This is a genomic window from Comamonas odontotermitis, assembly GCF_020080045.1.
Lineage (GTDB): Bacteria > Pseudomonadota > Gammaproteobacteria > Burkholderiales > Burkholderiaceae_C > Comamonas > Comamonas odontotermitis.
Genome location: NZ_CP083451.1, coordinates 3558793 through 3580278, shown reverse-complemented (window position 1 = coordinate 3580278; position 21486 = coordinate 3558793). Strand labels below are relative to the sequence as shown.

Below are 21486 nucleotides of genomic sequence, written 5' to 3'. Positions count from 1 at the left end.
ATGAAGAACAACAAAGCACAATGGATTCTGGGCGCGGTTGCGCTCCTGGTATTACCGCTCATCCTGCAGTACTTTGGCAATGCCTGGGTACGGATTGCCGATCTGGCGCTGCTCTATGTGATGCTGGCCCTGGGCCTGAACATCGTGGTGGGCTTTGCCGGCCTGCTGGACCTGGGCTATGTCGCCTTCTACGCGGTAGGCGCCTATATGCTGGGCCTGATGGCTTCGCCCCATCTGGCCGAGACATTCGAAGGCTTCAAGGCCATGTTCCCCAATGGGCTGCACACCTCGATCTGGCTGGTGATTCCGCTGGCGGCGCTGCTGGCAGCGCTGGCGGGGATGATTCTGGGCTTTCCGGTGCTCAAGCTGCGGGGTGATTACCTGGCCATCGTGACCCTGGGTTTTGGCGAGATCATCCGTATCTTCATGCTGAACCTGGACCAGCCTGTCAACATCACCAACGGCCCCAAGGGCCTGGGTCAGATCGATTCGATCAAGATCTTCGGCTTTGACTTTGCCAAGCCGCTGGAGATCGGCAGCTATACGGTCTCGTCCGTCACCCTGTACTACTACCTGTTCCTGGTGCTGGTGGTGGCCAGCGTGGCCATCTGCTACCGTCTGCAGGACTCGCGTATCGGTCGCGCCTGGATGGCGATCCGCGAAGACGAAATCGCCGCCAAGGCCATGGGCATCAACACCCGCAACCTGAAACTGATGGCATTCGGCATGGGCGCGACGTTCGGCGGCGTGTCCGGCGCCATGTTTGCGGGCTTCCAGGGCTTTGTGTCTCCGGAATCGTTCAGCCTGATGGAGTCGATCATGATCGTCGCCATGGTGGTGCTGGGGGGCCTGGGCCATATTCCCGGCGTCATTCTGGGCGCGGTGCTGCTGTCGGCCCTGCCAGAGGTGTTGCGCTATGTGGCTGGCCCGCTGCAGCAGCTGACGGATGGGCGGCTTGACGCCTCCATCCTGCGCCAGTTGCTGATTGCCGTGGCGATGATCGTGGTGATGCTGCTGCGTCCGCGTGGCCTGTGGCCCGCGCCCGAACACGGCAAGAGCGCCATCCAGAAAGACTGAGCAGGAGAATAGAGCATGACGAGTACACACGCTCCTGCACTGAAAGTGGCAGGTATTTCCAAGCGCTTTGGCGGTCTGCAGGCGCTGTCCGATGTGGGTTTGACCATTGAGCGCGGCCAGGTCTACGGCCTGATTGGCCCCAATGGGGCCGGCAAGACCACGTTCTTCAATGTGATCACGGGCCTGTACACGCCCGATAGCGGCACCTTCGAATTGGCAGGCACGGCCTACCAGCCGACGGCAGTGCACCTGGTGGCCAAGGCGGGCATTGCGCGCACGTTCCAGAACATCCGTCTGTTTGCCGAGATGACGGCGCTCGAGAACGTGATGGTGGGGCGCCATGTGCGCAGCCAGTCCGGTCTGATCGGCGCCATCTTCCGCACCCAGGCTTTCAAGGCCGAGGAAATGGCGATCAAGGAACGTGCCCGCGAACTGCTGGCGTACGTGGGCATCGAGCGCTATGCCGATTACAAGGCGCGCACCCTGTCCTATGGCGACCAGCGGCGCCTGGAGATTGCCCGCGCGCTGGCAACCGATCCGCAGCTGATCGCGCTCGACGAGCCGGCCGCCGGCATGAATGCCACCGAAAAGGTGCAATTGCGCGAGCTGATCGACCGCATCCGCAAAGACAGCCGCACGATCTTGCTGATCGAGCACGATGTGAAGCTGGTGATGGGCTTGTGTGACCGGGTGACCGTTCTCGACTATGGCAAGCGCCTGGCCGAGGGCACGCCTGCCGAAGTGCAGAAAGACGAAAAAGTGATTGAGGCCTACCTGGGCACCGGAGGACATTGAGCATGACGGACAAGACAAGCAACCCGGTGTTGTTGAAGGTACGCGGGCTGAAGGTGGCCTATGGCGGTATTCAGGCTGTCAAGGGCGTGGATTTTGAGGTGCACGAGGGCGAACTGGTGTCGCTGATCGGCTCCAACGGCGCGGGCAAGACCACGACCATGAAGGCCGTGACCGCCACGCAGGCGATCAACGACGGCCAGATCGAGTTCCTGGGCCAGAACATCAAGGGCCTGGGTGCCTGGGATCTGGTGGCCAAGGGCCTGGTGATGGTGCCCGAAGGGCGGGGTGTCTTCACGCGCCAGACCATCACCGACAACCTGATGCTTGGGGCCTACCTGCGCAAGGACAAGGCGGGCATCCTGGCCGACATCGAGAAAATGTTCAACATCTTCCCGCGTCTGCGCGAGCGCAAGGACCAGCTGGCGGGCACCATGTCCGGCGGCGAGCAGCAGATGCTGGCCATGGCGCGCGCGCTGATGGCGCAACCCAAGCTGCTGCTGCTCGATGAGCCATCCATGGGGCTGTCGCCCATCATGGTGGACAAGATCTTCGAAGTGGTGCGCGATGTGTACGCCATGGGCGTGACGATCGTGCTGGTGGAGCAGAACGCAAGCCGCGCGCTGGCCATTGCCGACCGTGGCTACGTGATGGAATCGGGCATCATCACGATGACCGGCCCGGGCCAGGAGTTGCTGGCCGATCCGCGCGTGCGCGCCGCCTACCTGGGCGAGTAGGGCGCGCCGGGCAGAAGAGCCCGCAGACAGCCGACAGTCGATCAGAAGCACCGCATGGCGGTGCTTTTTTATTGCTCATGATTTGATAGCGTCTGGCGCTTTACGGGAAAGGGCTGACGATGAAATCTGCTGATGAAAGTGTTGCCGCAGCGGCACGTGGCAGCAAAAAGCGGCCACTTGCATGACAATGGCGCAACTTTTTCAAGGTGATTGTGTGAATTTCCTCCAGTCCATTCCTGTGCCCGTGCAAACGGTGCTGCTGCTGGTCCTTAGCAACGTGTTCATGACCTTTGCCTGGTACGGACACCTCAAGAACCTCTCCACTTCGCCCTGGTATATCGCCGCCATCGTCAGCTGGGGCATTGCGTTTTTTGAGTACATGCTGCAGGTTCCCGGCAACCGCATTGGCGCCACGCAGTTCAATGTGGGCCAGCTCAAGATCATGCAGGAGGTCATCACCCTGTTGGTGTTTGTGCCGTTTTCGGTCTGGTTTCTGGACCAGCCGCTCAAGCTCGATTACCTCTGGGCAGGGCTGTGCCTCCTGGGCGCGGTCTACTTTGTTTTTCGGGGTGCTGCCTGAATTGAGACAAAATAATGACAGCTGCATTTAAAATTGATGAATTGTGCAGTGCAGCAACTGTTTCCCTCCCGGGCGGATCTCCCGTCCGTCATCCCTCTCCCGCATTGAAACCGTATAGGTGCCCCCATGCTCTTTGGCAAACTCTTGCCGCGCGAAGGTAATTTTTTCGAACTGTTCAACCAACATGCGGACCGCATCGTCGAAGCGGCCCATGCATTTGCACAGTTGGTGGCCAACTACAACGATCCGCATCTGCGCGAGCGTTACAACCAGGATGTGGACAACGCCGAGCGTGCCGCTGACCGTGTGACCCACGAAGTCAACCGCACCCTGCACAAGACCTTCATCACCCCGATTGACCGCGAGCAGATCCACGCGCTGATCAACACCATGGACGATGTGGCGGACCTGATTCAGGATTCGGCCGAAACCATGGCGCTGTACGACGTGCGCCACATGACCGAGGAAATCACCCGCCTCACCGACCTGAGCGTCAAGTGCTGCGAGCGCGTGCGCGATGCCGTCAAGATGCTCGACCGCATTGCCGAGCCGGCCACGACCGAAGCGGCCATCAAGACCTGCGAAGAAATCGACCGCCTCGAGAGCGATGCTGACCGCGTGATGCGCTCTGCGATGAGCAAGCTCTTCCGTGAAGAGCCCGATGTGCGCGAGGTGATCAAGCTCAAGGCGATCTACGAGCTGCTCGAGACCATCACCGACAAGTGCGAAGATGTGGCCAACCACATCGAAGGCATCATTCTCGAAAACTCCTGATCGGGCAGCCCCATGGAACCGATGCAAACCGCCCTGTGGGTGATTGTCGTGCTGGTGGCGCTTGCCATACTGTTCGACTTCATGAACGGGTTTCACGACGCGGCCAATTCGATTGCGACCGTTGTCTCCACCGGCGTGCTCAAGCCCACCCAGGCAGTGGTGTTTGCGGCATTCTTCAACTTTGTTGCCATCTTTGTCTTCCACCTGAGCGTGGCTGCCACCATTGGCAAAGGCATCGTGCAGCCGGGTATTGTCGACACCCACGTGATCTTCGGCGCCCTGGTGGGTGCCATCAGTTGGAACGTCATCACCTGGTACTACGGCATTCCGTCCAGTTCGTCCCACGCGCTGATCGGCGGCATTGTTGGCGCGGTCATTGCCAAGGCTGGCGCGGGCTCGCTGATTGCCAGCGGCATCTGGAAGACGATTGCCTTCATCTTCGTCTCGCCGCTGCTGGGCTTTTTGCTGGGCTCCTTGATGATGGTGATCGTTGCGTGGGTATTCCGCCGCGCCACACCCGGTCGCGTCGACAAATGGTTCCGCCGGCTGCAACTGGTGTCTGCCGGTGCCTACAGCCTGGGCCACGGCGGCAATGATGCGCAAAAGACCATCGGTATCATCTGGCTGCTGCTGCTGTCCACCGGCTACGCGTCGCCCAACGACGCCGAGCCACCGCTGTGGACCATTGTCTCGTGCTACGCGGCCATCGGCCTGGGCACCATGTTTGGCGGCTGGCGCATCGTCAAGACCATGGGCCAGAAGATCACCAAGCTCAAGCCCGTGGGCGGCTTCTGCGCTGAAACCGGTGGCGCGATGACGCTGTTCATTGCCACTGCGCTGGGCGTGCCCGTATCCACCACGCACACCATCACCGGGGCCATCGTCGGCGTGGGCTCCACGCAGCGTGCCAGCGCTGTGCGCTGGGGCGTGGCAGGCAATATCGTCTGGGCCTGGGTGCTGACCATTCCGGCAGCCGCCTTTGTCGCCGCGTTCGCGTACTGGGTCAGCCTACAGCTGTACTAAGGATTGGCACATCAGGTGCAAAAGGTTGGCAGATATGATCGGCCAACCTTTTTTTCATTGACGTATGGCTGATTCCACAGTTTCTCGCGGTGCGCGCCCGATGGTTCGTGGTTGGCGCTGGTTGGCGGTAGCTGCTGCCGGGTTGGTGGCTGTGGCAGGAGTGTCCTGGGCGGCGGGAAGCTGGATCGCCCAGCCGCAGCAGCACCCTGTGGGGCCCGTGCCTGAGGGCTGGAATGCGCAGGCTGTAGAGATTGGCTCAGCGGAAGGGCTCGTCAGAGGCTGGTATGCGGATGGGGCGCCTGGACGTGGCGCAGTGCTGTTGCTGCACGGTGTGCGGGCAGACCGCCGCGCCATGCTCCCCCGGGCGCGCGCCTTGAATCAACGTGGCTACGCAGTCCTGCTGATCGATCTGTACGCGCATGGCGAGAGTGATGGCGACATGATCAGCTTCGGGCCGAAAGAGGCTGCAGGCGTGCGCAGTGCCCTCGACTGGCTGCGCAACCGCCTCCCGCACGAGCGCTTGGGCGTCATCGGTGCATCACTGGGTGGCGCGGGCCTGTTGCTGGCGCACCAGGGACGTCCTCCCGATGCGGTGGTGCTGGAAGCTGTGTTCACCCGAATTGAAACTGCGGTGGACAACCGTGTGCGGGAGCGCCTGGGTCCGTTATCGGCGGTGGTGTCGCCCTTGCTTTTGGGGCAGATGCCGCTGCGTCTGGGCCTGGCGGCAGACCAGGTGCGGCCTGTCGACCATCTGGCGCAGCTTGCTGCCCCCGTGCTGGTGGCTGGTGGCGCCGACGACCGCTACACCATGCAGGCCGAGACCGAACAGATGTTTGCAGTAGCTGCGGAGCCCAAGCAGTTGTGGGTCGTGCCTGGTGCGGGGCATGTCGATCTGTATCGCTTTGCCCCACAGGCCTATGAGGCGCAGGTCTTTGGCTTTCTCAACCGCCATTTGCAAAAACAATAGCAATCTTCACTGGGAAATCTTGCGCGCCTCTTCGATCTGGTACTGAAAATAGTGCTCAAAGCTGTAGGCGAAGCTGGCCATCAGGATGGCGGTGCCGATCATCAGCGCAGCGGCAATGCCGAACACCGTGATCCAGTTGGTGCGGCCGGGTGCGGCCTCCTGATCGAGCGAGGGGTTGAAGCGCGCGTTCCATTTTTCGGGTGCCATCAGCCCGTAGATGATGGCCATCAAGGAGCAGGCTGCAATGGTAAAGCCCAGGAGCGGCACCAGCAGCCAGCTCATCTGGTCGTCAATGCCGTTGGCAGCAATGCGCTCCATGCCGTACAGGCCCAGGGCGGTGGGAATGGGCAGCAGCCAGCCGATCGTGTCTCCCAGGCCATGCAGGTAGAAACGGTGCAGGCCCAGCGGCCCACCCAGAAAGGCCAGCCAAGTGGCGAGGGTCTTGTTTTTTGCAGATTTCATGGGGCAGGGGGCGTGCTGTCACCAGCGCCCAGGGTTTTTTCCATCATCACAATGTCCAGCCAGCGGCCGAACTTCGCATGGTGCCCACCGGTACGAAACCGGCAGCGGTGTGCACACCGATGGAGCCATGGTTGCCCGAATCGCCGATCACTGCAATCAATTTGCGGACACCGACCTGCTCACATGCGTCGATCAGCGCCTGCATCAGAAGCCTGCCAATGCCTTTGCCGTGCTGTCCGTCTGCCACGTAGATCGAGTCTTCCGCCGAGAATCGGTAGGCGGGCCGCGCCTTGAACCAGTTGGCGTAGGCATAGCCCACCACCTGTCCATCGTCTCCGACTGCAACCAGGTAAGGCAGCTTGCGCTGCAGCACCTCTTCGCGGCGGCGGATCATTTCGGATTCGCCTGGCGCTTCGGTTTCAAAGCTGCCGGTGCCGTGCAGCACATGGTGGGCATAGATGCGGGTGATGGCAGGAATGTCTTGGGCGGTGCTGATCCGAACGCTTGGCATGTTTTCCAGAAGTTTGTATAATGCGGAGCTTTGCTGCGTGTCGCTGGCCGGGTGGCTAGTCGCGTGTCTCAAACGTGGCAAAAAATTTCACCACCCGAAGGATTATTATGGTCGTAGTTCGACTCTCCCGCGGCGGCTCCAAGGCCCGTCCGTTCTACAACATTGTGGTTGCTGACAAGCGCGTGCGTCGCGACGGTGCTTTCATCGAGCGCCTGGGTTTCTACAGCCCACAAGCCAAGGACGGCACCGAAGGTCTGCGCCTGGCGCTGGATCGTCTGGCTTACTGGAAGAGCGTGGGCGCCCAGGCTTCTCCAACCGTGGAACGTCTGGCCAAGCAAGTCGCTGCCAAGGCTGCTTAATACGCCATCTCTCCGGATCGGTTGCGCTTCATGCGCAACCCTCCGCGCGGGCCGTTAGTTGCGACAAGCACTACGGCCCGTTTTTTATCGCCGGGCCGCTTCCAGGGAGAAAATCCTTTGGACGCCGTGGTCACACCCTGTGTGTGGCGCGCGAGGCCACCTTTCGCACTGCCATTTTTGCCATGCCTGCTACCGAACTCATTCTGTCGCCCGCCACCCTGCCAGACGATGCCATTGAAGTGGCACGCATTGCCGATGCCTGGGGCGTCAAGGGCTGGTTCAAGGTGTTTGCGCTCAGCAGCGATCCGCAAGCACTGCTCAAGGCCAAGCACTGGTTCATTCAGCCACCGGAAAAAGGCGCCCGCCATTTTCAGGGTGTGGCCTCGCTGGAGATGCGGCAGGCCCGCTTCCATGGAGACGGCATGGTGGGCTGGGCGCAAGGCGTTGATGACCGTGACCAGGCCGAGAAGCTCAAGGGCGCGCGCGTCTTCATCTCGCGTGCCGAGTTTCCCAAGACCGATGACGACGAGTATTACTGGGTCGATCTGATGGGGCTGGCCGTGGTGAACCGCGAAGGGCTGGCGCTGGGCACCGTCAAGGATCTGATGTCCACCGGCCCGCAGACGGTGCTGGTGGTAGGTTACGAGGAAGAAGGCAAGGCGCAGGAGCGCCTGATTCCCTTCGTGAATGCCTTTGTGGACGAGGTATCGCTGCCCAACAAGCGCATCACGGTCGACTGGCAGCCTGATTACTAATGGAACAGCTCCTGTATTGCCGTGCGCACGGTGCAGGCCTGGGTCGGGTGTGCGTGGCTGGGCGGCTTCCGCTTCATGGGATGTGCGCTGCCTGAGCGCGGGGAAGGATTGCTTGTATGCGCTTTGACATCATTACCCTCTTCCCTGAGCTGTTTGCCCCTTTTCTGGAGGTAGGCGTCACGCGCCGTGCCTACCAGAGCGGCCAGGTGGCAGTGCATTGCTGGAACCCGCGCGATTACGCGCCCGGCAATTACCGCCGGGTGGATGACCGCCCCTTTGGCGGCGGCCCCGGCATGGTGATGATGGCGCAGCCGCTGGCCGATTGCCTGGCTGCCATCCGTGCCCAACGTGCGCAGGCAGGCGAGGGCGATGGCCCTGCGCCGCTCGTACTGTTCTCGCCCATTGGTCGCGCGATCAACCATGGCGAAGTGCAGGCATGGTCGGATTCGCAGGGCGCTATTTTGTTGTGTGGCCGCTACGAAGGCGTGGACCAGCGCTTCATCGACCAGTTTGTGGACGTGCAACTGAGCCTGGGCGATTTTGTGCTTTCGGGCGGCGAGATTGCGGCCATGGCCTTGATGGATGCGGTAACCCGCCTGCAACCGGGCGTGCTGCACGACGAGGGCAGCCACCAGCTGGACAGCTTCAACCCCGCGCTGGACGGCCTGCTCGATTGTCCCCACTACACGCGGCCCGAGGTGTGGAACGGCCAGCCGGTGCCTGCCGAACTGCTGTCGGGCCACCACGCCCATATCGAGCGCTGGCGCCGCGAACAGAGCCTGCGCATCACTGCTGGGCACCGCCCCGAGCTGCTGGAGGCGGCCCGTACGCGTGGCCAATTGACCCGCAAAGACGAGCAGGTGTTGGCGAATTTGCCAAAACCACTATAATTGCCGGTTTACCGATCCTCTGCCCGGCCGCTTTGTTCAATGGTGAACCAAGCAATACGCTGGTAACTCTATGTCCCAGCTGCCAATTCCATGGCGCGTGCAAGATCGTTGGATGAAACCATGAACCTGATCCAGATTCTCGAGCAAGAAGAAATTGCTCGTCTGAACAAGACCATTCCTGAATTTGCCCCTGGCGACACCGTGATCGTGAGCGTGAACGTTGTTGAAGGCACCCGCAAGCGTGTGCAGGCTTACGAAGGCGTGGTGATTGCCAAGCGCAATCGCGGTCTGAACAGCGGCTTTACCGTGCGCAAGATCTCCAGCGGCGAAGGCGTGGAACGTACGTTCCAGACCTACAGCCCTATGATCGCCGGCATCGAAGTGAAGCGTCGCGGCGATGTGCGCCGTGCCAAGCTGTACTACCTGCGCGAGCGCAGCGGCAAGTCTGCCCGTATCAAGGAAAAGCTGCCAGCACGCAAGGCAGCAGCTGTTGCAGCAGAATAATTCTGCGCAGTCCAGTGCTGAAAGCCGCTACGGTACAAGCCGTAGCGGCTTTTTTCATGGTCGCCCTCTTGGCCAAGTGGCTTGTGTCGCGACCACAATCGAGCTCAAGCGACAACCCTGCTCGGCAAGCGGGCCACGGTTTTCTTATGATGCGGGAAAGAGGTTCGCATGAACAAGAATTCCAGCAGCCAGCCTGCGATGGCAAGTTTTGAACAGAATCAGCCACTCGCGTCCGTCCAGAAAGCGCAGACAGCTATCAAAAAAGTAGTCCCCATCATGGATCCGCGCACGGTGCCGGTGGTGCAGGTCGATACCGGCCTGCCCGCTGTGGCGCCAGCATGCCTGAGCGCCGAGCATCTGCGCCAGGCGTTTGGCGGCAGCAGTCTCGACTGGCAGCCGGAGCTGAGCAATGAGCACCGCTGGACGAGCAAGCCGCCAGCCAAGGCGGCCGTGCTCGTTGCGCTCGTGCAGCGGCAGGAGATCCATGTGCTGCTCACCCAGCGCAGCACAGGCCTGTCCAACCATTCGGGACAGATTGCCTTCCCCGGAGGCCGTCAGGATCCGGAAGACCACAACGCCAATGACACCGCCTTGCGCGAAGCCTGGGAAGAGGTGGGGCTGGCGCGCGACCGGGTCGAGGTATTGGGTAGCCTGCCGGTCTACGCCACGGGTTCGGGTTTCGACATCACGCCTGTGGTGGGGCTCGTCACGCCGCCGTTCGCACTTGCCCCCAATCCGGGCGAGGTGGACGACATCTTCGAGGTACCGCTGTCGTTTTTGATGAATCCGGCGCACCACCAGTGGCAGCAACTGGACACGCCCGAGCTGTCACGGCGCTGGTTATCCATGCCGTACCAGGATCCGCTGTCCGGCCACCAGCGCTTCATCTGGGGCGCCACTGCAGGCATGCTGCGCAATCTGTACCGTTTTTTGGCCTTCCAGGCGCCGCGCTGATTAGTAACTACTTGTATGTTGCAGATCAGCCGGTATGATCACCGACCATGAGTTTTTTTGCCACGCTGATCGCCTTGCTGCTGGAGCAGGCCAAGCCCTTGTCGCGCGACAACCCGGTGTATGCAGCCGTGCGCGCCTGGGTGCAGTGGATCAGCCGCAATCTGGATGCAGGCCAGCAGCGCCACGGTTGGCTGGCTTGGTGCGTGGCGGTGTTGCTGCCTACGGGGCTGTCACTGGGCATGCACTGGCTGCTGACCTGGCTGGTGGGCTGGCCGCTCGCCATGGTGTGGCATGTGGTGGTGTTGTACGTCACGCTGGGTTTTCGCCAGTTCAGCCACCATTTCACGCGTATCCGCGATGCGCTGGAATCGGGCGATGAAGAGCAGGCTCGCCAGTATCTGGCGGCCTGGCAGCAAGTGGATGTGGGCCAACTGCCGCGCAGCGAGATCGTGCGCCATGTGATCGAATATTCCGTGCTGGCCGCGCACCGCCATGTGTTTGGCGTGCTGGCCTGCTATTCCATTGGCTCGGCCCTGGGTCTGGGCCCGGCGGGCGCGGTGTTCTACCGTATGGCGGAATATGTATCGCGCTTTGCCATCAAGCCCGCCCAGGCCAGCGAGTTGGCGCACGGCGCCTTTCAGGATGTGGCGGCCCGCGCCTGGGCCATGGTGGATTGGTTGCCCGCGCGCCTGACCGCGCTGAGCTTTGCCATCGTCGGCAATTTTGAAGAAGCCATCGATGGCTGGCGCTTTCAGACCCAGCACTTTCCCAACGACAACGATGGCGTGATCCTGGCCGCCACCGCTGGTGCCATCGACATCCGCCTGGGCGGCGCCGCACTGCGTGCACGCACGGCCGATTTCGATGCTGGCGATGCTGCCCTGCTGCAGGGCGACGGCTCCACCACGCCGGGGCGCGATCCGGAAGTGGCACACCTGCGCAGCGTGGTGGGCCTGGTGTGGCGCTCGGTGGTGGTGTGGATGCTGCTGCTGGCGCTCCTGACCCTGGCGCGGCTGCTGGGGTGATAGCTGCCTGGGTGGCCGGCGAACAGCTTGCATGTGCAGCAAAGCCTGCGAACCGTGTGACCGGCCTCGCAGGCTTTTTTGATGTTTGAAGGCAGCGGCGCACACACAATAAGCGCCATCAGCACTATTTTTTATAGCGTTTGCACGCTGGAGCGCACCGCAGGCGGCGCCAGTTCGCTGAACTGGCCGTTCCAGTAGGGGTAGTAGGGGTAGGGCGGCATCACGGCGCTGGCGTCATCGAGCAAACGCATCTGCTCGGCGTTCAACTGCCAGCCCACGGCACCCAGGTTCTGCTGCAATTGCTCTTCGTTGCGCGCGCCAATCAATACGCTGGCGACCGTGGGGCGCTGCAGCAGCCAGTTGATGGCGACCTGGGCCACGCTCTTGGCGGTATCTTGCGCCACAGCCTCCAGCGCATCGACCACCTTGTACAAATGCTCGGCGGCCGCGGGCGGTGCAAACTGTTCGGTCTGGTGCAGGCGGCTCTGTTCAGGGATGGGCTGGCCACGGCGAATCTTGCCCGTGAGCCGTCCCCAGCCCAGCGGGCTCCACACCATGGTGCCGACACCCTGATCCAGGCCGAGCGGCATCAGCTCCCACTCCATGTCACGGCCAATCAGCGAGTAGTAGGCCTGGTTGGCCACATAGCGCGGCAGGCCGCGCCGGTCGGCGGCAGCCAGCGATTTCATCAACTGCCAGCCCGAGAAGTTGGATGCGCCCACATACCGCACCTTGCCTGCCTGCACCAGCAGGTCCAGGGTTTGCAGCACCTGTTCGACCGGCGTGTGGGCGTCAAACGCGTGCAACTGTAAAAGGTCGATGTAATCGGTCTTGAGGCGCTTGAGGCTTGCCTCCACCGCGCTCACCAGGTGCTGGCGGGAGCTGCCTGCATCATTGGGCCCACTGCCGGTGCGCAGGCCGACCTTGGTGGAGATGATGGCGTGCTGGCGACGCCCGGCGAGCGCCTCGCCCAGCACGGCCTCCGATGCGCCGTCTGAGTACACATCGGCGCTGTCGAACAGGTTGAGGCCGGCATCCAGACAGATATCGATCATGCGCCGGGCATGGTCTGCGCCGCTCTGGCCCCAGGCTGAGAACAGCGGGCCTTGCCCGCCAAAGGTGCCGGTGCCCAGGCCCAGCGCGGGTACTTTCAGGCCGGATTGGCCGAGGTAACGGTATTCCATGGCAAAACCCTTTTGAAAAGCTTATGCAGAAGCGCTGGCGGCACATGCCACACCAGCCGTGCGGCGCTGGCTCATGCCCACCAGCACCAAGCCCAGGGCTGACAGCGCAGCGGCCCCCCAGGCTATCGACAGCAGGCCCGCGCCCGCAATCAGGCTGCCACCCACCCAGGCGCCCAGCGCGTTGCCCAGATTGAAGGCCGAAATATTGAGGCTGGACGCCAAGGTGGCGCCCTGGCTGCCCACGCCTTGCATCACGCGCATCTGCATGGGGGCCACGGTGGCAAAGGCCACCACGCCCAGCGCTGCCACATAGGCCATGGCCACGGCGCCCGACTGGCCAAACGCCCAACGGCCCAGCACCAGGACTGCCACCAGACCACCCAGCGTGATCCACAGCGCCCGCACCACACCACGGTCGGCCAGCTTGCCGCCAGCGATGTTGCCCACGGCCGAGCCAGCGCCAAACAGCAGCAGGGTGATCGCCACTCCCGTGTTGCCCATGTGGGTGATCTGCGAGAGCAGCGGCTCCACATAGGTGTAGAGCGCAAATACGCCGCCAAAGCCGAACACCGTCATGCCCAGACCCAGCCACAGTGGGGTGCTTGCCAGTACCGACAGTTCATCGCGCAGCGCGGCAGGGGCCGATTGCTTCAGGTCGCGTGGCACAAACAACGCCAGAATGCCCAACGCGACGACTCCCACCACGGCCACAGCGGCAAAGGCCATGCGCCAGCCAAAATGCTGGCCGATCCAGGTGCCGGCGGGTACGCCCAGCAGGGTGGCCAGCGTCAGGCCGGAAAACATCAGCGCAATGGCCGAGGCCTGCTTGTCCTTGGGCACCAGGCTGGTGGCAACGACGGCCCCCACACCAAAGAAAGTGCCGTGCGTGAGCGAGGTGAGTACGCGTGCAGCCATCAGCGAGCCGTAGTTGGGCGCAAACACCGCCGCCACGTTGCCCGCGATGAAGATGAGCATCAGGCTCAGGAGCAACTGCTTGCGCGGCCAGTGGCGCGTCAGCAGGGTGAGCACTGGCGCGCCCACGGCCACCCCAAAGGCGTAGCCCGAAATGAGGGTGCCTGCCGTGGGAATGCTGATGCCCAGGTCCTGGCTGACCTGGGTGAGCAGGCCCATGATGATGAATTCTGTGGTGCCGATGCCAAAGGCGCCGGCGGCGAGTGCCAGTAGGGATACGGGCATGGGGAAGTTCCTTTCAGTGCGGGTAAGCGGAGGGCTTCGTACCCGGAAGAAGGAATTGTCGTGACTGGCACTGCCTTTGTGTAGATGGAATAATGGAAACGCATTTGTGCTGCTGTGGCACAAATAAACCGCTCCCTGGCCAAGGAAAAACCATGCAAGCCACCCGTTCTGCTGCAGCCCCGCAGTTTGAAATCAACCGCTCCGGCGAACTGGAAGTGTTTGTGCAGGTGGCGGAAAAGGGCAGCTTCTCGGCCGCAGCCCGCCATCTGGGCGTGTCGCCCTCGGCCATCAGCAAGATCGTGGCCCGCCTCGAAGCGCGCCTGGGGGCTCAACTGGTGCTGCGCAGCACACGCCGCGTGCAGTTGACGCCTGAAGGCTGCCAGTTGTACGAGCGCGGCCAGCGCGTGCTGGCGGATTTGAACGATGTGGAAAATGCGGCCTCGCTGCGCAGCGTTCCCAAAGGCGTTGTGCGCATCAATTCCAGCTCATCCACCGGGCAAAAGCTGCTGGTTCCCTTGGTGGTGCGCTTGATGCAGACCTATCCCGAGTTGGTACTGGATTTGAGCTTTACCGACCATGTCGTGGATCTGATGGAGGCCCAGGCCGACATTGCCATCCGCTGGGGCAAGTTGCCCTCGTCTGACGTGGTGGCTCGGCTGCTTGGCTACACGCGCCAGGTGATCGTGGCCGCGCCGTCCTATCTGGCTGCCCACGGCACGCCACAGGATCCGGGGGACCTGGCGCGCCACATTCGCATCGGCTGGAACTACCAGCGCACTGTGCCCCATTGGCCGTTTACCGTGGATGGCCGCGCAGTGGATGTGCCGATCGGTGAGGCGCTGCGCGTCAATGACGGGGACGTGATGCGCAACATGGCGGTGGAGGGGGCGGGTATTGCCAGATTGTCACTCTTTCATGCATGGAGCGACATTGCTGCAGGCCGATTGAAAGTGGTGCTGGAGCCCTTCAACACGGGCGTGCTGGAGCCCATCCACGCCGTATACCTGGGCAAGCCTGACCAGCTGCCTTCGCGCACGCGGGCGGTGCTGGATTTTCTGAAATCCCACGTGGATTTGACGCACGCTGAGCAGTTGCCACTGGCGTGGTTGCAGCCTTGACCGGGGGCCGCTCCCCGGTTTGCGGTCTTTTCAATGGAGTGCGCCCGCCCAGTATGCGCAGTATGCTATCAAATCAATAGTAATTTTAGCGCAGGGCACGGGCTTCAATACGCGCTCAGGTTGAGTTCGTCAAACAATTCGCGGTAGATGCGGTAGCGGTTTTCGCTGATGGGCAGGGTCTCCGAGCCATTCGTAACCGCGTCAATCACGCCGCAGCCGGGCTCATGCAGGTGCGTGCAGTTGTAGAACTTGCATTCCTTGGCGTGGGCGCCAATGTCGGGCATGCAGGCGGCCAGCTGGGTGGGCGCGATATGGTAGAGGCCAAACTCCTGAAACCCGGGCGAATCGATGAGGGCCGTGGTGCGCGCCTCATCCACCCAGTACAGCGTTGTGCTCGTGGTGGTGTGCTTGCCGGTGTTGAGGGCCTGCGAAATCTCGTTGGTGGCCACGTTGGCACCGGGAATCAGCAGGTTGATCAAGGTGCTTTTTCCCACGCCCGAGGGACCCAGCACCAGGGTGGTCTTGCCTTCGAGCAGGCCGTAGATGGCGTCGCGATCCTCCTCGTCCGCGCCTTCCAGTGCAAATGGCAGCACCGTGTAATGCGGTGGGTCGTCCGCCTGGTCGCGCATGGTTCGGTAGGGTTCCAGCCGTTCCCAGGCACGCAGAAAGGGCTCGCCCAGATCCATCTTGTTGAGGGCGATAATGGGCGTGATGTGCGCGGCCTCGGCGGCAATCAGGGCACGTGCCAGCTGCACTTCGCTGAACACCGGCTCTGCGGCGATCAGAATCAGGAGCTGGTCGAGATTGGCAGCAAAGGTCTTGGTGCGGATGTCATCCTGGCGGTAGAAGACGTTGCGGCGCTCCTGCACCTTCTCGATCGTGCCTTCGTCGCCCTGGCCGGGCGGTGGCGCGAGCCAAAGCACATGGTCGCCCACCACGGCCTGGCTTTTCTTGCCGCGCGGGTGGCAGATGCGGCGCTCGCCGTCGGGAGTCTCCACCACGCAGTGGCGGCCATAGCTGGCCACGACCAGGCCGGTCTGGGTATCGCCCTGGCCTGACGCGTGGGCGCCGGGGCGCCGTCCGTGTTTTGCCATGGGGATCAGGCCAGTTGCAGCAGCGCTTCGATTCGGCGCGCGCATTCAAAATCGGTGGCAGACAGGCCGTTTACATCGTGCGTATTGAAACGCACCACGCAGCGGTTGTAGTGCACCGACAGATCGGGATGGTGATCCTGCGTGTGGGCGATCAGCGCCACGCCGTTCACAAAGGCCATGGTCTCGTAGTAATTGGCAAAACGGAAGGTTTTTTCGATTGCCACGTCGCCGCCATCACCAGCCAGCACCCAGCCGGGCAACTGGCCCAGTTGTGTCACCACCTCGGAGGCAGTGAGGGCGCGGCGCGTCTGGGCGGACCAGTCTTGTTTGGGCAGATGGGATTGCGTCATGGTGTCAATTGTTGCATGTGGCTGATCCGCTCCACTGCGGGCGGGTGCGAATAGTAGTAGCGCACATAGAGCGGATCGGGGGTCAGAGTGGAGGCATTGTCCTCGTACAGTTTGAGCAGGGCAGATTGCAGATCCTGCGCGCGCGTCTGCTGTACCGCATAGGCATCGGCTTCAAACTCATGCGTGCGCGAGGAATGCGCCATCAGTGGCGCGACAAAACCGCTGAACACGGGCGCAGCCAGCAGGAACAGCAGCAGCGCCAGCGCATCATTGGGGGCAGAACCTGCCACCCCTTGGACGTTGAAATTGGGCGTGACGCCCAGCCCGGTGTAGAACCAGCCTTGGCCCGACAGCCAGCCCAACAGCGCAAAACCCAGCAGGGTGAGCGCAAACAGCGCCACCATGCGCTTGATGATGTGCTTGTGCTTGAAGTGGCCCAGCTCGTGCGCGAGCACTGCGTCCACCTCGTCGGCATTCAATTTTTGTAGCAGGGTATCGAAGAACACCACACGCTTGCTGGCGCCAAAACCAGTGAAGTAAGCGTTGGCGTGCTGGCTGCGGCGGCTGCCATCCATCACGAACAGGCCCTTGGCGGAAAAGCCGCAGCGCTGCATCAATGCCGTGACGCGGGCTTTGAGCGATTCGTCTTCCAGGGGCTGGAACTTGTTGAAGAGGGGAGCGATGAAAGCCGGGTAGATCACCATCAGCAACAGATTGAAGCCCATCCACACGGCCCAGGCCCACAGCCACCACCAGCGGCCGGTGGCTCCCATCAGCCACAGGATCACAGCCAGGATCGGCAGGCCAATGATGGCGCCCATGGCCGCGCCCTTGAGCAGATCGCCCAGCCAGAGGCCCGGGGTCATCTTGTTGAAACCAAAGCGCTGCTCGATGACAAAGGTCTGGTAATAGCTGCCCGGCAGGTCGATCAGCCCGCCGATCAAGGCAAAAACGGCCACCAGCGCCAGTTGCTGCAGCATGCCGCCGCCCATGGCATCCAGCAGCCAGTGGTTCAGGGCATCAAGGCCGCCCAACAAGGTCCAGCCCAGCAGCACCACGGTGCCAAGTGCCAGCTCCAGCAGGCCAAAGCGGGTTTTGGCGATGGTGTAATCGGCCGCTTTCTGGTGGGCAGACAGACTGATGCGGTCTGCAAACAATGCGGGAACCGCATTGCGGTGGGCGGCCACATGGCGCATCTGGCGCGAAGCGAGCCAGAGTTTGACCAGGACGCCCAGCGCCAGCGCGGCAGCAAAGATCAGGGTGAACGACAGCGATAAAGTCACGAGTGGGGCTGTTGAAAAACGGAAAGCGATCAAGTGTAGGGCATCGGCGACAATCACTCGCATGCAAGACAAGAACACCCCTGCCGTCGCGCCAGAGTCTGCGCCGCAGCTGGACAAATCGGACCTGAACCTGGTCTGGCTGGACTGCGAGATGACGGGACTGAACCCTGAAGAACACCGTGTGATCGAGATCGCGCTGGTGGTGACCAATGCCGACCTGAGCGTGCGCATCGAAGGCCCGGTGATTGCCATCCACCAAAGCGATGAGGAGTTGGGCAAGATGGACGCCTGGAACCGGGGCACCCACGGAAGAAGTGGGCTGACCGAGCGTGTCAAGGCCTCAACCGTGACCGAGGAAGATGCGCAAAAGGAGGCGCTGCGCTTCATGAAGCGTTACGTGCCCAAGGGCAAGGTGCCGATGTGCGGCAATAGCATCGGGCAGGACCGCCGGTTTCTCGCACGCTACATGCCGGAGCTGGAGGCCTATTTCCACTATCGCAATGTCGATGTCAGCACTCTCAAGGAGTTGGCCCGGCGCTGGAAGCCAGCTGTGGTAACCGGCTTCAAGAAGGCGCAAAAGCACACGGCGCTGGCCGATGTGCATGAATCGATCGACGAGCTGGTGTACTACCGGACGCATTTTTTACAGCTGGCGCCCGAGTCAGCTACCTGATGTCGAACTGATTGACCCGGCTTGCCTCGGTCACCAAGGTATCGGTTTTGCCGGCCTGGCGGGTGATGGTGCGCTCTTTGAGTGTGAGTCCGCGGTAAGTGCCTGCAGATGCCACCCAGGAGGTAGTTTGTGCATTGCTGTTGGCGTCGGGGTTGCCTTCCGGGCTGGCAGCAATGGTGGTGAGGAAACGGCAGGCCTCGAACTGACCGAGGGCGGTGCTGATGGCCTCTCTGCCCTCGTAAGTTCTTGTGTAGGCCAGGGTGGTCACGGTCTTGATTTCCTGATCGGCTGTCGAGCGGCTATCGGTTTGTACGATGGTCTGCGAAGTGGTCTGGCCGGGCGTCATAGCGATCACCGACTGTTGGGCCGGCGTCAGGCTCTGTCGGCTGGTGGCACCGATATTGAACGCGTTATAGCCGTGGTACAGCAGCGCTCCACCTTCGATGGAGTAGTGAATGCTGGCTCGTCCGGTGTCTGGCGAGACATAAATGGTGTTGATGCCATTCTCTTCTTTCTGGCTGGTTACCCAGTGCAGAAAGCGAGACTCCACTGCGGGCGCGTCGTTCAAGCGGCTACTCTGCGTAACATTGATCTGGGTGTCCTGGCGATAAAAACCGGTGTTGAAACAATCGCTGGAATCCCTGGCTTCTTCTGAGCTATCGCTGCCACCACCGCAAGCTGCCAGCAAGGCGGCCCCGAGCAGGCCAGTGATAGCCATGAAAGTTCGTGAACACATGGTCATGCCGGTCTCCTGATTGTGATGCGTGTGGAGACATCGTAGTGGAAGCTTTGCCTTGGCCTGACAAGAATGACCTGGGTCACCGGCTTTTTCAAAGCCACGGGCTTCTGGAGCTTGCAGATGGACGCCTCGAATCACAGATGTCCTTGGCATGATGCGGGAAAACCCGAAACGTGCGATAATCCACGCTTCCTTCCGCCACTTACGGCGGTGATACGCACATCTCCCTTCATTCTCTGGGCGTCCAGGCCATGCGATTCGCAGCATGGCCGTTTTGAAGCAAGCCCACGGCACACACTCTGGCCGATACCGTTTGATGGTTGATGTATTTACAACCATGAACGGACCGGAACTGCGTTGCGAACCGCGCAGAGGCCCGCCATTGCTATTTTTCAAAATGACGCAAGACCTCCATCTGCAGGGCGAAGCCGCGCCTGCCCAAAACTTTACCGACGCTGAAAATCACGTCGAAAACATGGAATCCACCGATTCCGTTGATTCCACCGAATCGGAAACCGTAGAAGCACAGGCCGACGAGCCCAACGGCTTTGTCGAGCTGGGCCTGGCGCCCGAGCTGGTGCAGGCCGTCAAGGACCTGGGCTACACCCAGCCCACCGCGGTGCAAGAGCGTGCCATTCCCTTGGCCATGTACGGCGAAGGCGAAGAGTCTGACCATTTCACCGATCTGATGGTGTCGAGCCAGACCGGCTCGGGCAAGACCGCTGCCTTCCTGCTGCCCGTGCTGCACACTTTGATCCAGCAGCAAGCTGCTGCCGCTGCGGCAGAGCGCGCGGAGCACGACCGTCTGGCGGCCGAAGCGGTGGCCCGTGGCGAGCAGCCACCCAAGCGCGCCAAGCGCAAGAACCCGCTGAGCCCACGCAACTTCAAGGCAGCGCAGCCCGGCGCCCTGATTCTGTGCCCAACGCGCGAGCTGGCGCAGCAGGTGGCGCATGACGCCATCGAGCTGGTGCGCCATTGCAAGGGCCTGCGCATCGCCAACGTGGTAGGCGGCATGCCTTACCAACTGCAGATCGCAAAACTGCAGAACGCCGACCTGGTGGTGGCAACGCCTGGCCGTCTGCTCGACCTGCAGCGTTCGCTGCAGATCAAGCTCGACAAGGTGCAGTTCCTGGTGGTTGACGAAGCCGACCGCATGCTGGATCTGGGCTTCTCCGACGACCTGGCTGAAATCAACCAACTGACCATCCAGCGCAAGCAGACCATGATGTTCAGTGCCACGTTCGCACCGCGCATCCAGCAACTGGCCATGCGCGTGATGCACGACAACGGCGCGGGTGTGAAGAAGCTGACCATTGATTCGCCGCAGGAAAAGCACGCCAATATCAAGCAGGTGCTGTTCTGGGCCGACAACTCCGACCACAAGCGCAAGATGCTGGATCACTGGCTGCGTGATGCCTCGATCAACCAGGCGATCGTGTTTGCATCCACGCAAGTGGAGTGCGATGGCCTCGCCAATGACCTGCAGCAGGAAGGTTTTTCTGCGGTGGCACTGCACGGTGCATTGAGCCAGGGCCTGCGCAACCGCCGCCTGATGGCGCTGCGCAACGGCCAGGTGCAGATTCTGGTGGCTACCGATGTGGCGGCACGCGGTATCGACGTGCCCACCATCACCCACGTTTTCAACTATGGCCTGCCCATGAAGGCGGAAGACTATACCCACCGCATCGGCCGTACCGGTCGCGCGGGCCGCTCCGGTCTGGCGGTGACCTTTGCAGAGTTCCGTGACCGTCGTCGCGTGTTCGACATTGAAGGTTATACCAAGCAGCAGTTCAAGCCCGAAGTGATTCCTGGCCTGGAGCCAGTCCAGCGCTTCCCAGCCCGCAGCGAAGGTCCGCGCGGTGGCCGTGGTGGCGACCGTGGCCGCCCAGGCCGTGGCGGCTTTGGTGGTGGTGGTGACCGTGGCTTTGGTGGCCGCCGCGACGGCGACGGCTATGGCCGCAAGTCAGGATTTGGCGACAGCGGCGGCGGCTCCCGTCCTGGCGGTTTTGGCGGTGCACCGCGCAAGCCTGGCTTTGGTGAAGGCTTTGGTGCCAACCGTGGTGGCGACAGCCGTCCGCGTTTTGACCGTGACGACCGCGCGCCACGCTTTGAGCAGCGTGCTGATCGCGGCGGCGACCGTTTCAACGACCGTGGCGGCGACCGCTTCCAGGATCGCGCACCGCGTCCCGAAGGCCGCAGCTTTGACCGTGCACCTGCCGACCGCCGCTTTGAACGTGGTGACCGCCCTGAGCGCAGTGATCGCTTTGGTGGCGGTGGTGAAAGCCGTGGCCCGCGCAGTGCAGGCCCGCGCCATGGCGGCGGCGATTTTGCGCCGCGCCGCCCAGGTGGCGCCGGTGAGAACCGCTTTGGCGACCGTGGCGGCCGCCCTTACGCACCAGCGGGTGACCGCAAGCGCACCGAGCGCAACCGCTGATCAT

General features: G+C 62.1%; 23 protein-coding genes and 1 pseudogene. 16 read left to right on the top strand and 8 right to left on the bottom strand.

Annotated features, from left to right (window positions below; genetic code table 11):
• The 7 genes from LAD35_RS16520 (at position 1) to LAD35_RS16490 (ending at position 5950) form a co-directional block, all read left to right on the top strand.
• Entirely contained in the window at positions 1-1077 is a 1077-nt protein-coding gene (locus tag LAD35_RS16520; protein ID WP_224150068.1) for an ABC transporter permease subunit, read from the top strand.
• 15 nt (positions 1078-1092) lie between these two features.
• Positions 1093-1872, top strand: a complete 780-nt coding sequence (locus LAD35_RS16515) for an ABC transporter ATP-binding protein (RefSeq protein ID WP_224150067.1) — start codon at positions 1093-1095, stop codon at positions 1870-1872.
• A gap of 2 nt (positions 1873-1874) precedes the next feature.
• Complete coding sequence (locus tag LAD35_RS16510) at positions 1875-2606, top strand: ABC transporter ATP-binding protein (protein ID WP_224150066.1); 732 nt, start codon at positions 1875-1877, stop codon at positions 2604-2606.
• Positions 2607-2820: 214 nt separating this feature from the next.
• Positions 2821-3186, top strand: coding sequence for a DMT family protein (locus LAD35_RS16505; protein WP_184707709.1), 366 nt, complete (start codon positions 2821-2823; stop codon positions 3184-3186).
• Between the two features lie 126 nt (positions 3187-3312).
• Positions 3313-3960, top strand: coding sequence for a DUF47 domain-containing protein (locus LAD35_RS16500; protein ID WP_184707707.1), 648 nt, complete (start codon positions 3313-3315; stop codon positions 3958-3960).
• A gap of 12 nt (positions 3961-3972) precedes the next feature.
• Positions 3973-4983 (top strand): inorganic phosphate transporter, encoded by a 1011-nt coding sequence (locus LAD35_RS16495; RefSeq protein ID WP_224150065.1) that lies wholly within the window; start codon positions 3973-3975, stop codon positions 4981-4983.
• A 64-nt stretch (positions 4984-5047) separates the two neighbouring features.
• Positions 5048-5950, top strand: a complete 903-nt coding sequence (locus tag LAD35_RS16490) for an alpha/beta hydrolase (protein ID WP_224150064.1) — start codon at positions 5048-5050, stop codon at positions 5948-5950.
• Positions 5951-5956: 6 nt separating this feature from the next.
• On the opposite strand, the gene LAD35_RS16485 is transcribed toward LAD35_RS16490, so the two are convergent.
• Entirely contained in the window at positions 5957-6412 is a 456-nt protein-coding gene (locus LAD35_RS16485) for a TM2 domain-containing protein (protein ID WP_224150063.1), read from the bottom strand.
• Positions 6409-6923, bottom strand: a pseudogene (locus tag LAD35_RS16480) (N-acetyltransferase family protein). Before LAD35_RS16480 ends, LAD35_RS16485 begins: the two are co-directional and overlap by 4 nt.
• Before the next feature lie 107 nt (positions 6924-7030).
• Between LAD35_RS16480 and rpsP the strand changes: the two are divergent.
• From rpsP to LAD35_RS16450, 6 genes are all read left to right on the top strand, one after another.
• Positions 7031-7282 carry a 30S ribosomal protein S16 gene (rpsP, locus tag LAD35_RS16475; RefSeq protein WP_184707700.1) on the top strand — a complete coding sequence of 84 codons (252 nt, stop codon included), beginning with the start codon at positions 7031-7033 and terminating at the stop codon, positions 7280-7282.
• Between the two features lie 182 nt (positions 7283-7464).
• Positions 7465-8037: a ribosome maturation factor RimM gene (gene rimM, locus LAD35_RS16470; RefSeq protein WP_224150062.1), complete on the top strand. Its 573-nt coding sequence runs from the start codon at positions 7465-7467 to the stop codon at positions 8035-8037.
• Between the two features lie 116 nt (positions 8038-8153).
• Complete coding sequence (trmD, locus tag LAD35_RS16465) at positions 8154-8927, top strand: tRNA (guanosine(37)-N1)-methyltransferase TrmD (protein ID WP_224150061.1); 774 nt, start codon at positions 8154-8156, stop codon at positions 8925-8927.
• Positions 8928-9047: 120 nt separating this feature from the next.
• The gene (rplS, locus tag LAD35_RS16460) at positions 9048-9431 is read left to right on the top strand and encodes a 50S ribosomal protein L19 (protein WP_224150060.1); all 384 of its coding nucleotides are present in this window, start codon (positions 9048-9050) and stop codon (positions 9429-9431) included.
• Between the two features lie 276 nt (positions 9432-9707).
• Positions 9708-10385: a CoA pyrophosphatase gene (locus LAD35_RS16455; RefSeq protein WP_224152748.1), complete on the top strand. Its 678-nt coding sequence runs from the start codon at positions 9708-9710 to the stop codon at positions 10383-10385.
• A gap of 47 nt (positions 10386-10432) precedes the next feature.
• Positions 10433-11410, top strand: coding sequence for a CobD/CbiB family protein (locus LAD35_RS16450; protein ID WP_224150059.1), 978 nt, complete (start codon positions 10433-10435; stop codon positions 11408-11410).
• Positions 11411-11541: 131 nt separating this feature from the next.
• On the opposite strand, the gene LAD35_RS16445 is transcribed toward LAD35_RS16450, so the two are convergent.
• Complete coding sequence (locus LAD35_RS16445) at positions 11542-12594, bottom strand: aldo/keto reductase (RefSeq protein WP_224150058.1); 1053 nt, start codon at positions 12592-12594, stop codon at positions 11542-11544.
• A 21-nt stretch (positions 12595-12615) separates the two neighbouring features.
• The gene (locus LAD35_RS16440) at positions 12616-13791 is read right to left on the bottom strand and encodes an MFS transporter (protein WP_224150057.1); all 1176 of its coding nucleotides are present in this window, start codon (positions 13789-13791) and stop codon (positions 12616-12618) included.
• Between the two features lie 152 nt (positions 13792-13943).
• Between LAD35_RS16440 and LAD35_RS16435 the strand changes: the two genes are divergently transcribed.
• Positions 13944-14909, top strand: a complete 966-nt coding sequence (locus tag LAD35_RS16435; protein ID WP_224150056.1) for a LysR family transcriptional regulator — start codon at positions 13944-13946, stop codon at positions 14907-14909.
• A gap of 104 nt (positions 14910-15013) precedes the next feature.
• Here LAD35_RS16435 and rsgA read toward each other — a convergent pair whose 3' ends face one another.
• Genes rsgA through LAD35_RS16420 form a run of 3 tightly spaced genes read right to left on the bottom strand, consistent with a single transcriptional unit; the run spans position 15014 to position 17699 of the window.
• On the bottom strand, positions 15014-16003 hold the full coding sequence (gene rsgA / locus LAD35_RS16430; protein WP_224150055.1) for a ribosome small subunit-dependent GTPase A: 990 nt from the start codon (positions 16001-16003) through the stop codon (positions 15014-15016).
• A 5-nt stretch (positions 16004-16008) separates the two neighbouring features.
• Positions 16009-16353: a 4a-hydroxytetrahydrobiopterin dehydratase gene (locus LAD35_RS16425; protein ID WP_184707684.1), complete on the bottom strand. Its 345-nt coding sequence runs from the start codon at positions 16351-16353 to the stop codon at positions 16009-16011.
• A complete protein-coding gene (locus LAD35_RS16420; RefSeq protein WP_224150054.1) occupies positions 16350-17699 on the bottom strand; it encodes a M48 family metallopeptidase in 1350 nt (449 codons plus the stop codon). Before LAD35_RS16420 ends, LAD35_RS16425 begins: the two co-directional genes overlap by 4 nt.
• Here LAD35_RS16420 and orn point away from each other — a divergent pair.
• Positions 17698-18309: an oligoribonuclease gene (gene orn, locus LAD35_RS16415; RefSeq protein ID WP_224150053.1), complete on the top strand. Its 612-nt coding sequence runs from the start codon at positions 17698-17700 to the stop codon at positions 18307-18309. The two genes, LAD35_RS16420 and orn, sit on opposite strands and share 2 nt — an antisense overlap.
• On the opposite strand, the gene LAD35_RS16410 is transcribed toward orn, so the two are convergent.
• Complete coding sequence (locus LAD35_RS16410) at positions 18302-19051, bottom strand: hypothetical protein (protein ID WP_224150052.1); 750 nt, start codon at positions 19049-19051, stop codon at positions 18302-18304. The two genes, orn and LAD35_RS16410, sit on opposite strands and share 8 nt — an antisense overlap.
• A 394-nt stretch (positions 19052-19445) precedes the next feature.
• Between LAD35_RS16410 and LAD35_RS16405 the strand changes: the two genes are divergently transcribed.
• Positions 19446-21482 (top strand): DEAD/DEAH box helicase, encoded by a 2037-nt coding sequence (locus tag LAD35_RS16405; protein WP_224150051.1) that lies wholly within the window; start codon positions 19446-19448, stop codon positions 21480-21482.
• Positions 21483-21486: the final 4 nt, after the last annotated feature.

Coding starts and splice junctions, on each gene's coding strand:
- orn (WP_224150053.1), top strand. CDS start 17,698: ATGCAAGACAAGAACACCCCTGCCGTCGCGCCAGAGTCTGCGCCGCAG.
- rsgA (WP_224150055.1), bottom strand. CDS start 16,003: ATGGCAAAACACGGACGGCGCCCCGGCGCCCACGCGTCAGGCCAGGGC.
- rpsP (WP_184707700.1), top strand. CDS start 7,031: ATGGTCGTAGTTCGACTCTCCCGCGGCGGCTCCAAGGCCCGTCCGTTC.
- rplS (WP_224150060.1), top strand. CDS start 9,048: ATGAACCTGATCCAGATTCTCGAGCAAGAAGAAATTGCTCGTCTGAAC.
- LAD35_RS16520 (WP_224150068.1), top strand. CDS start 1: ATGAAGAACAACAAAGCACAATGGATTCTGGGCGCGGTTGCGCTCCTG.
- LAD35_RS16490 (WP_224150064.1), top strand. CDS start 5,048: ATGGCTGATTCCACAGTTTCTCGCGGTGCGCGCCCGATGGTTCGTGGT.
- LAD35_RS16510 (WP_224150066.1), top strand. CDS start 1,875: ATGACGGACAAGACAAGCAACCCGGTGTTGTTGAAGGTACGCGGGCTG.
- rimM (WP_224150062.1), top strand. CDS start 7,465: ATGCCTGCTACCGAACTCATTCTGTCGCCCGCCACCCTGCCAGACGAT.
- LAD35_RS16515 (WP_224150067.1), top strand. CDS start 1,093: ATGACGAGTACACACGCTCCTGCACTGAAAGTGGCAGGTATTTCCAAG.
- LAD35_RS16405 (WP_224150051.1), top strand. CDS start 19,446: ATGACGCAAGACCTCCATCTGCAGGGCGAAGCCGCGCCTGCCCAAAAC.
- LAD35_RS16450 (WP_224150059.1), top strand. CDS start 10,433: ATGAGTTTTTTTGCCACGCTGATCGCCTTGCTGCTGGAGCAGGCCAAG.
- LAD35_RS16435 (WP_224150056.1), top strand. CDS start 13,944: ATGCAAGCCACCCGTTCTGCTGCAGCCCCGCAGTTTGAAATCAACCGC.
- LAD35_RS16420 (WP_224150054.1), bottom strand. CDS start 17,699: ATGCGAGTGATTGTCGCCGATGCCCTACACTTGATCGCTTTCCGTTTT.
- trmD (WP_224150061.1), top strand. CDS start 8,154: ATGCGCTTTGACATCATTACCCTCTTCCCTGAGCTGTTTGCCCCTTTT.
- LAD35_RS16445 (WP_224150058.1), bottom strand. CDS start 12,594: ATGGAATACCGTTACCTCGGCCAATCCGGCCTGAAAGTACCCGCGCTG.
- LAD35_RS16500 (WP_184707707.1), top strand. CDS start 3,313: ATGCTCTTTGGCAAACTCTTGCCGCGCGAAGGTAATTTTTTCGAACTG.
- LAD35_RS16495 (WP_224150065.1), top strand. CDS start 3,973: ATGGAACCGATGCAAACCGCCCTGTGGGTGATTGTCGTGCTGGTGGCG.
- LAD35_RS16485 (WP_224150063.1), bottom strand. CDS start 6,412: ATGAAATCTGCAAAAAACAAGACCCTCGCCACTTGGCTGGCCTTTCTG.
- LAD35_RS16410 (WP_224150052.1), bottom strand. CDS start 19,051: ATGACCATGTGTTCACGAACTTTCATGGCTATCACTGGCCTGCTCGGG.
- LAD35_RS16425 (WP_184707684.1), bottom strand. CDS start 16,353: ATGACGCAATCCCATCTGCCCAAACAAGACTGGTCCGCCCAGACGCGC.
- LAD35_RS16440 (WP_224150057.1), bottom strand. CDS start 13,791: ATGCCCGTATCCCTACTGGCACTCGCCGCCGGCGCCTTTGGCATCGGC.
- LAD35_RS16455 (WP_224152748.1), top strand. CDS start 9,708: ATGGATCCGCGCACGGTGCCGGTGGTGCAGGTCGATACCGGCCTGCCC.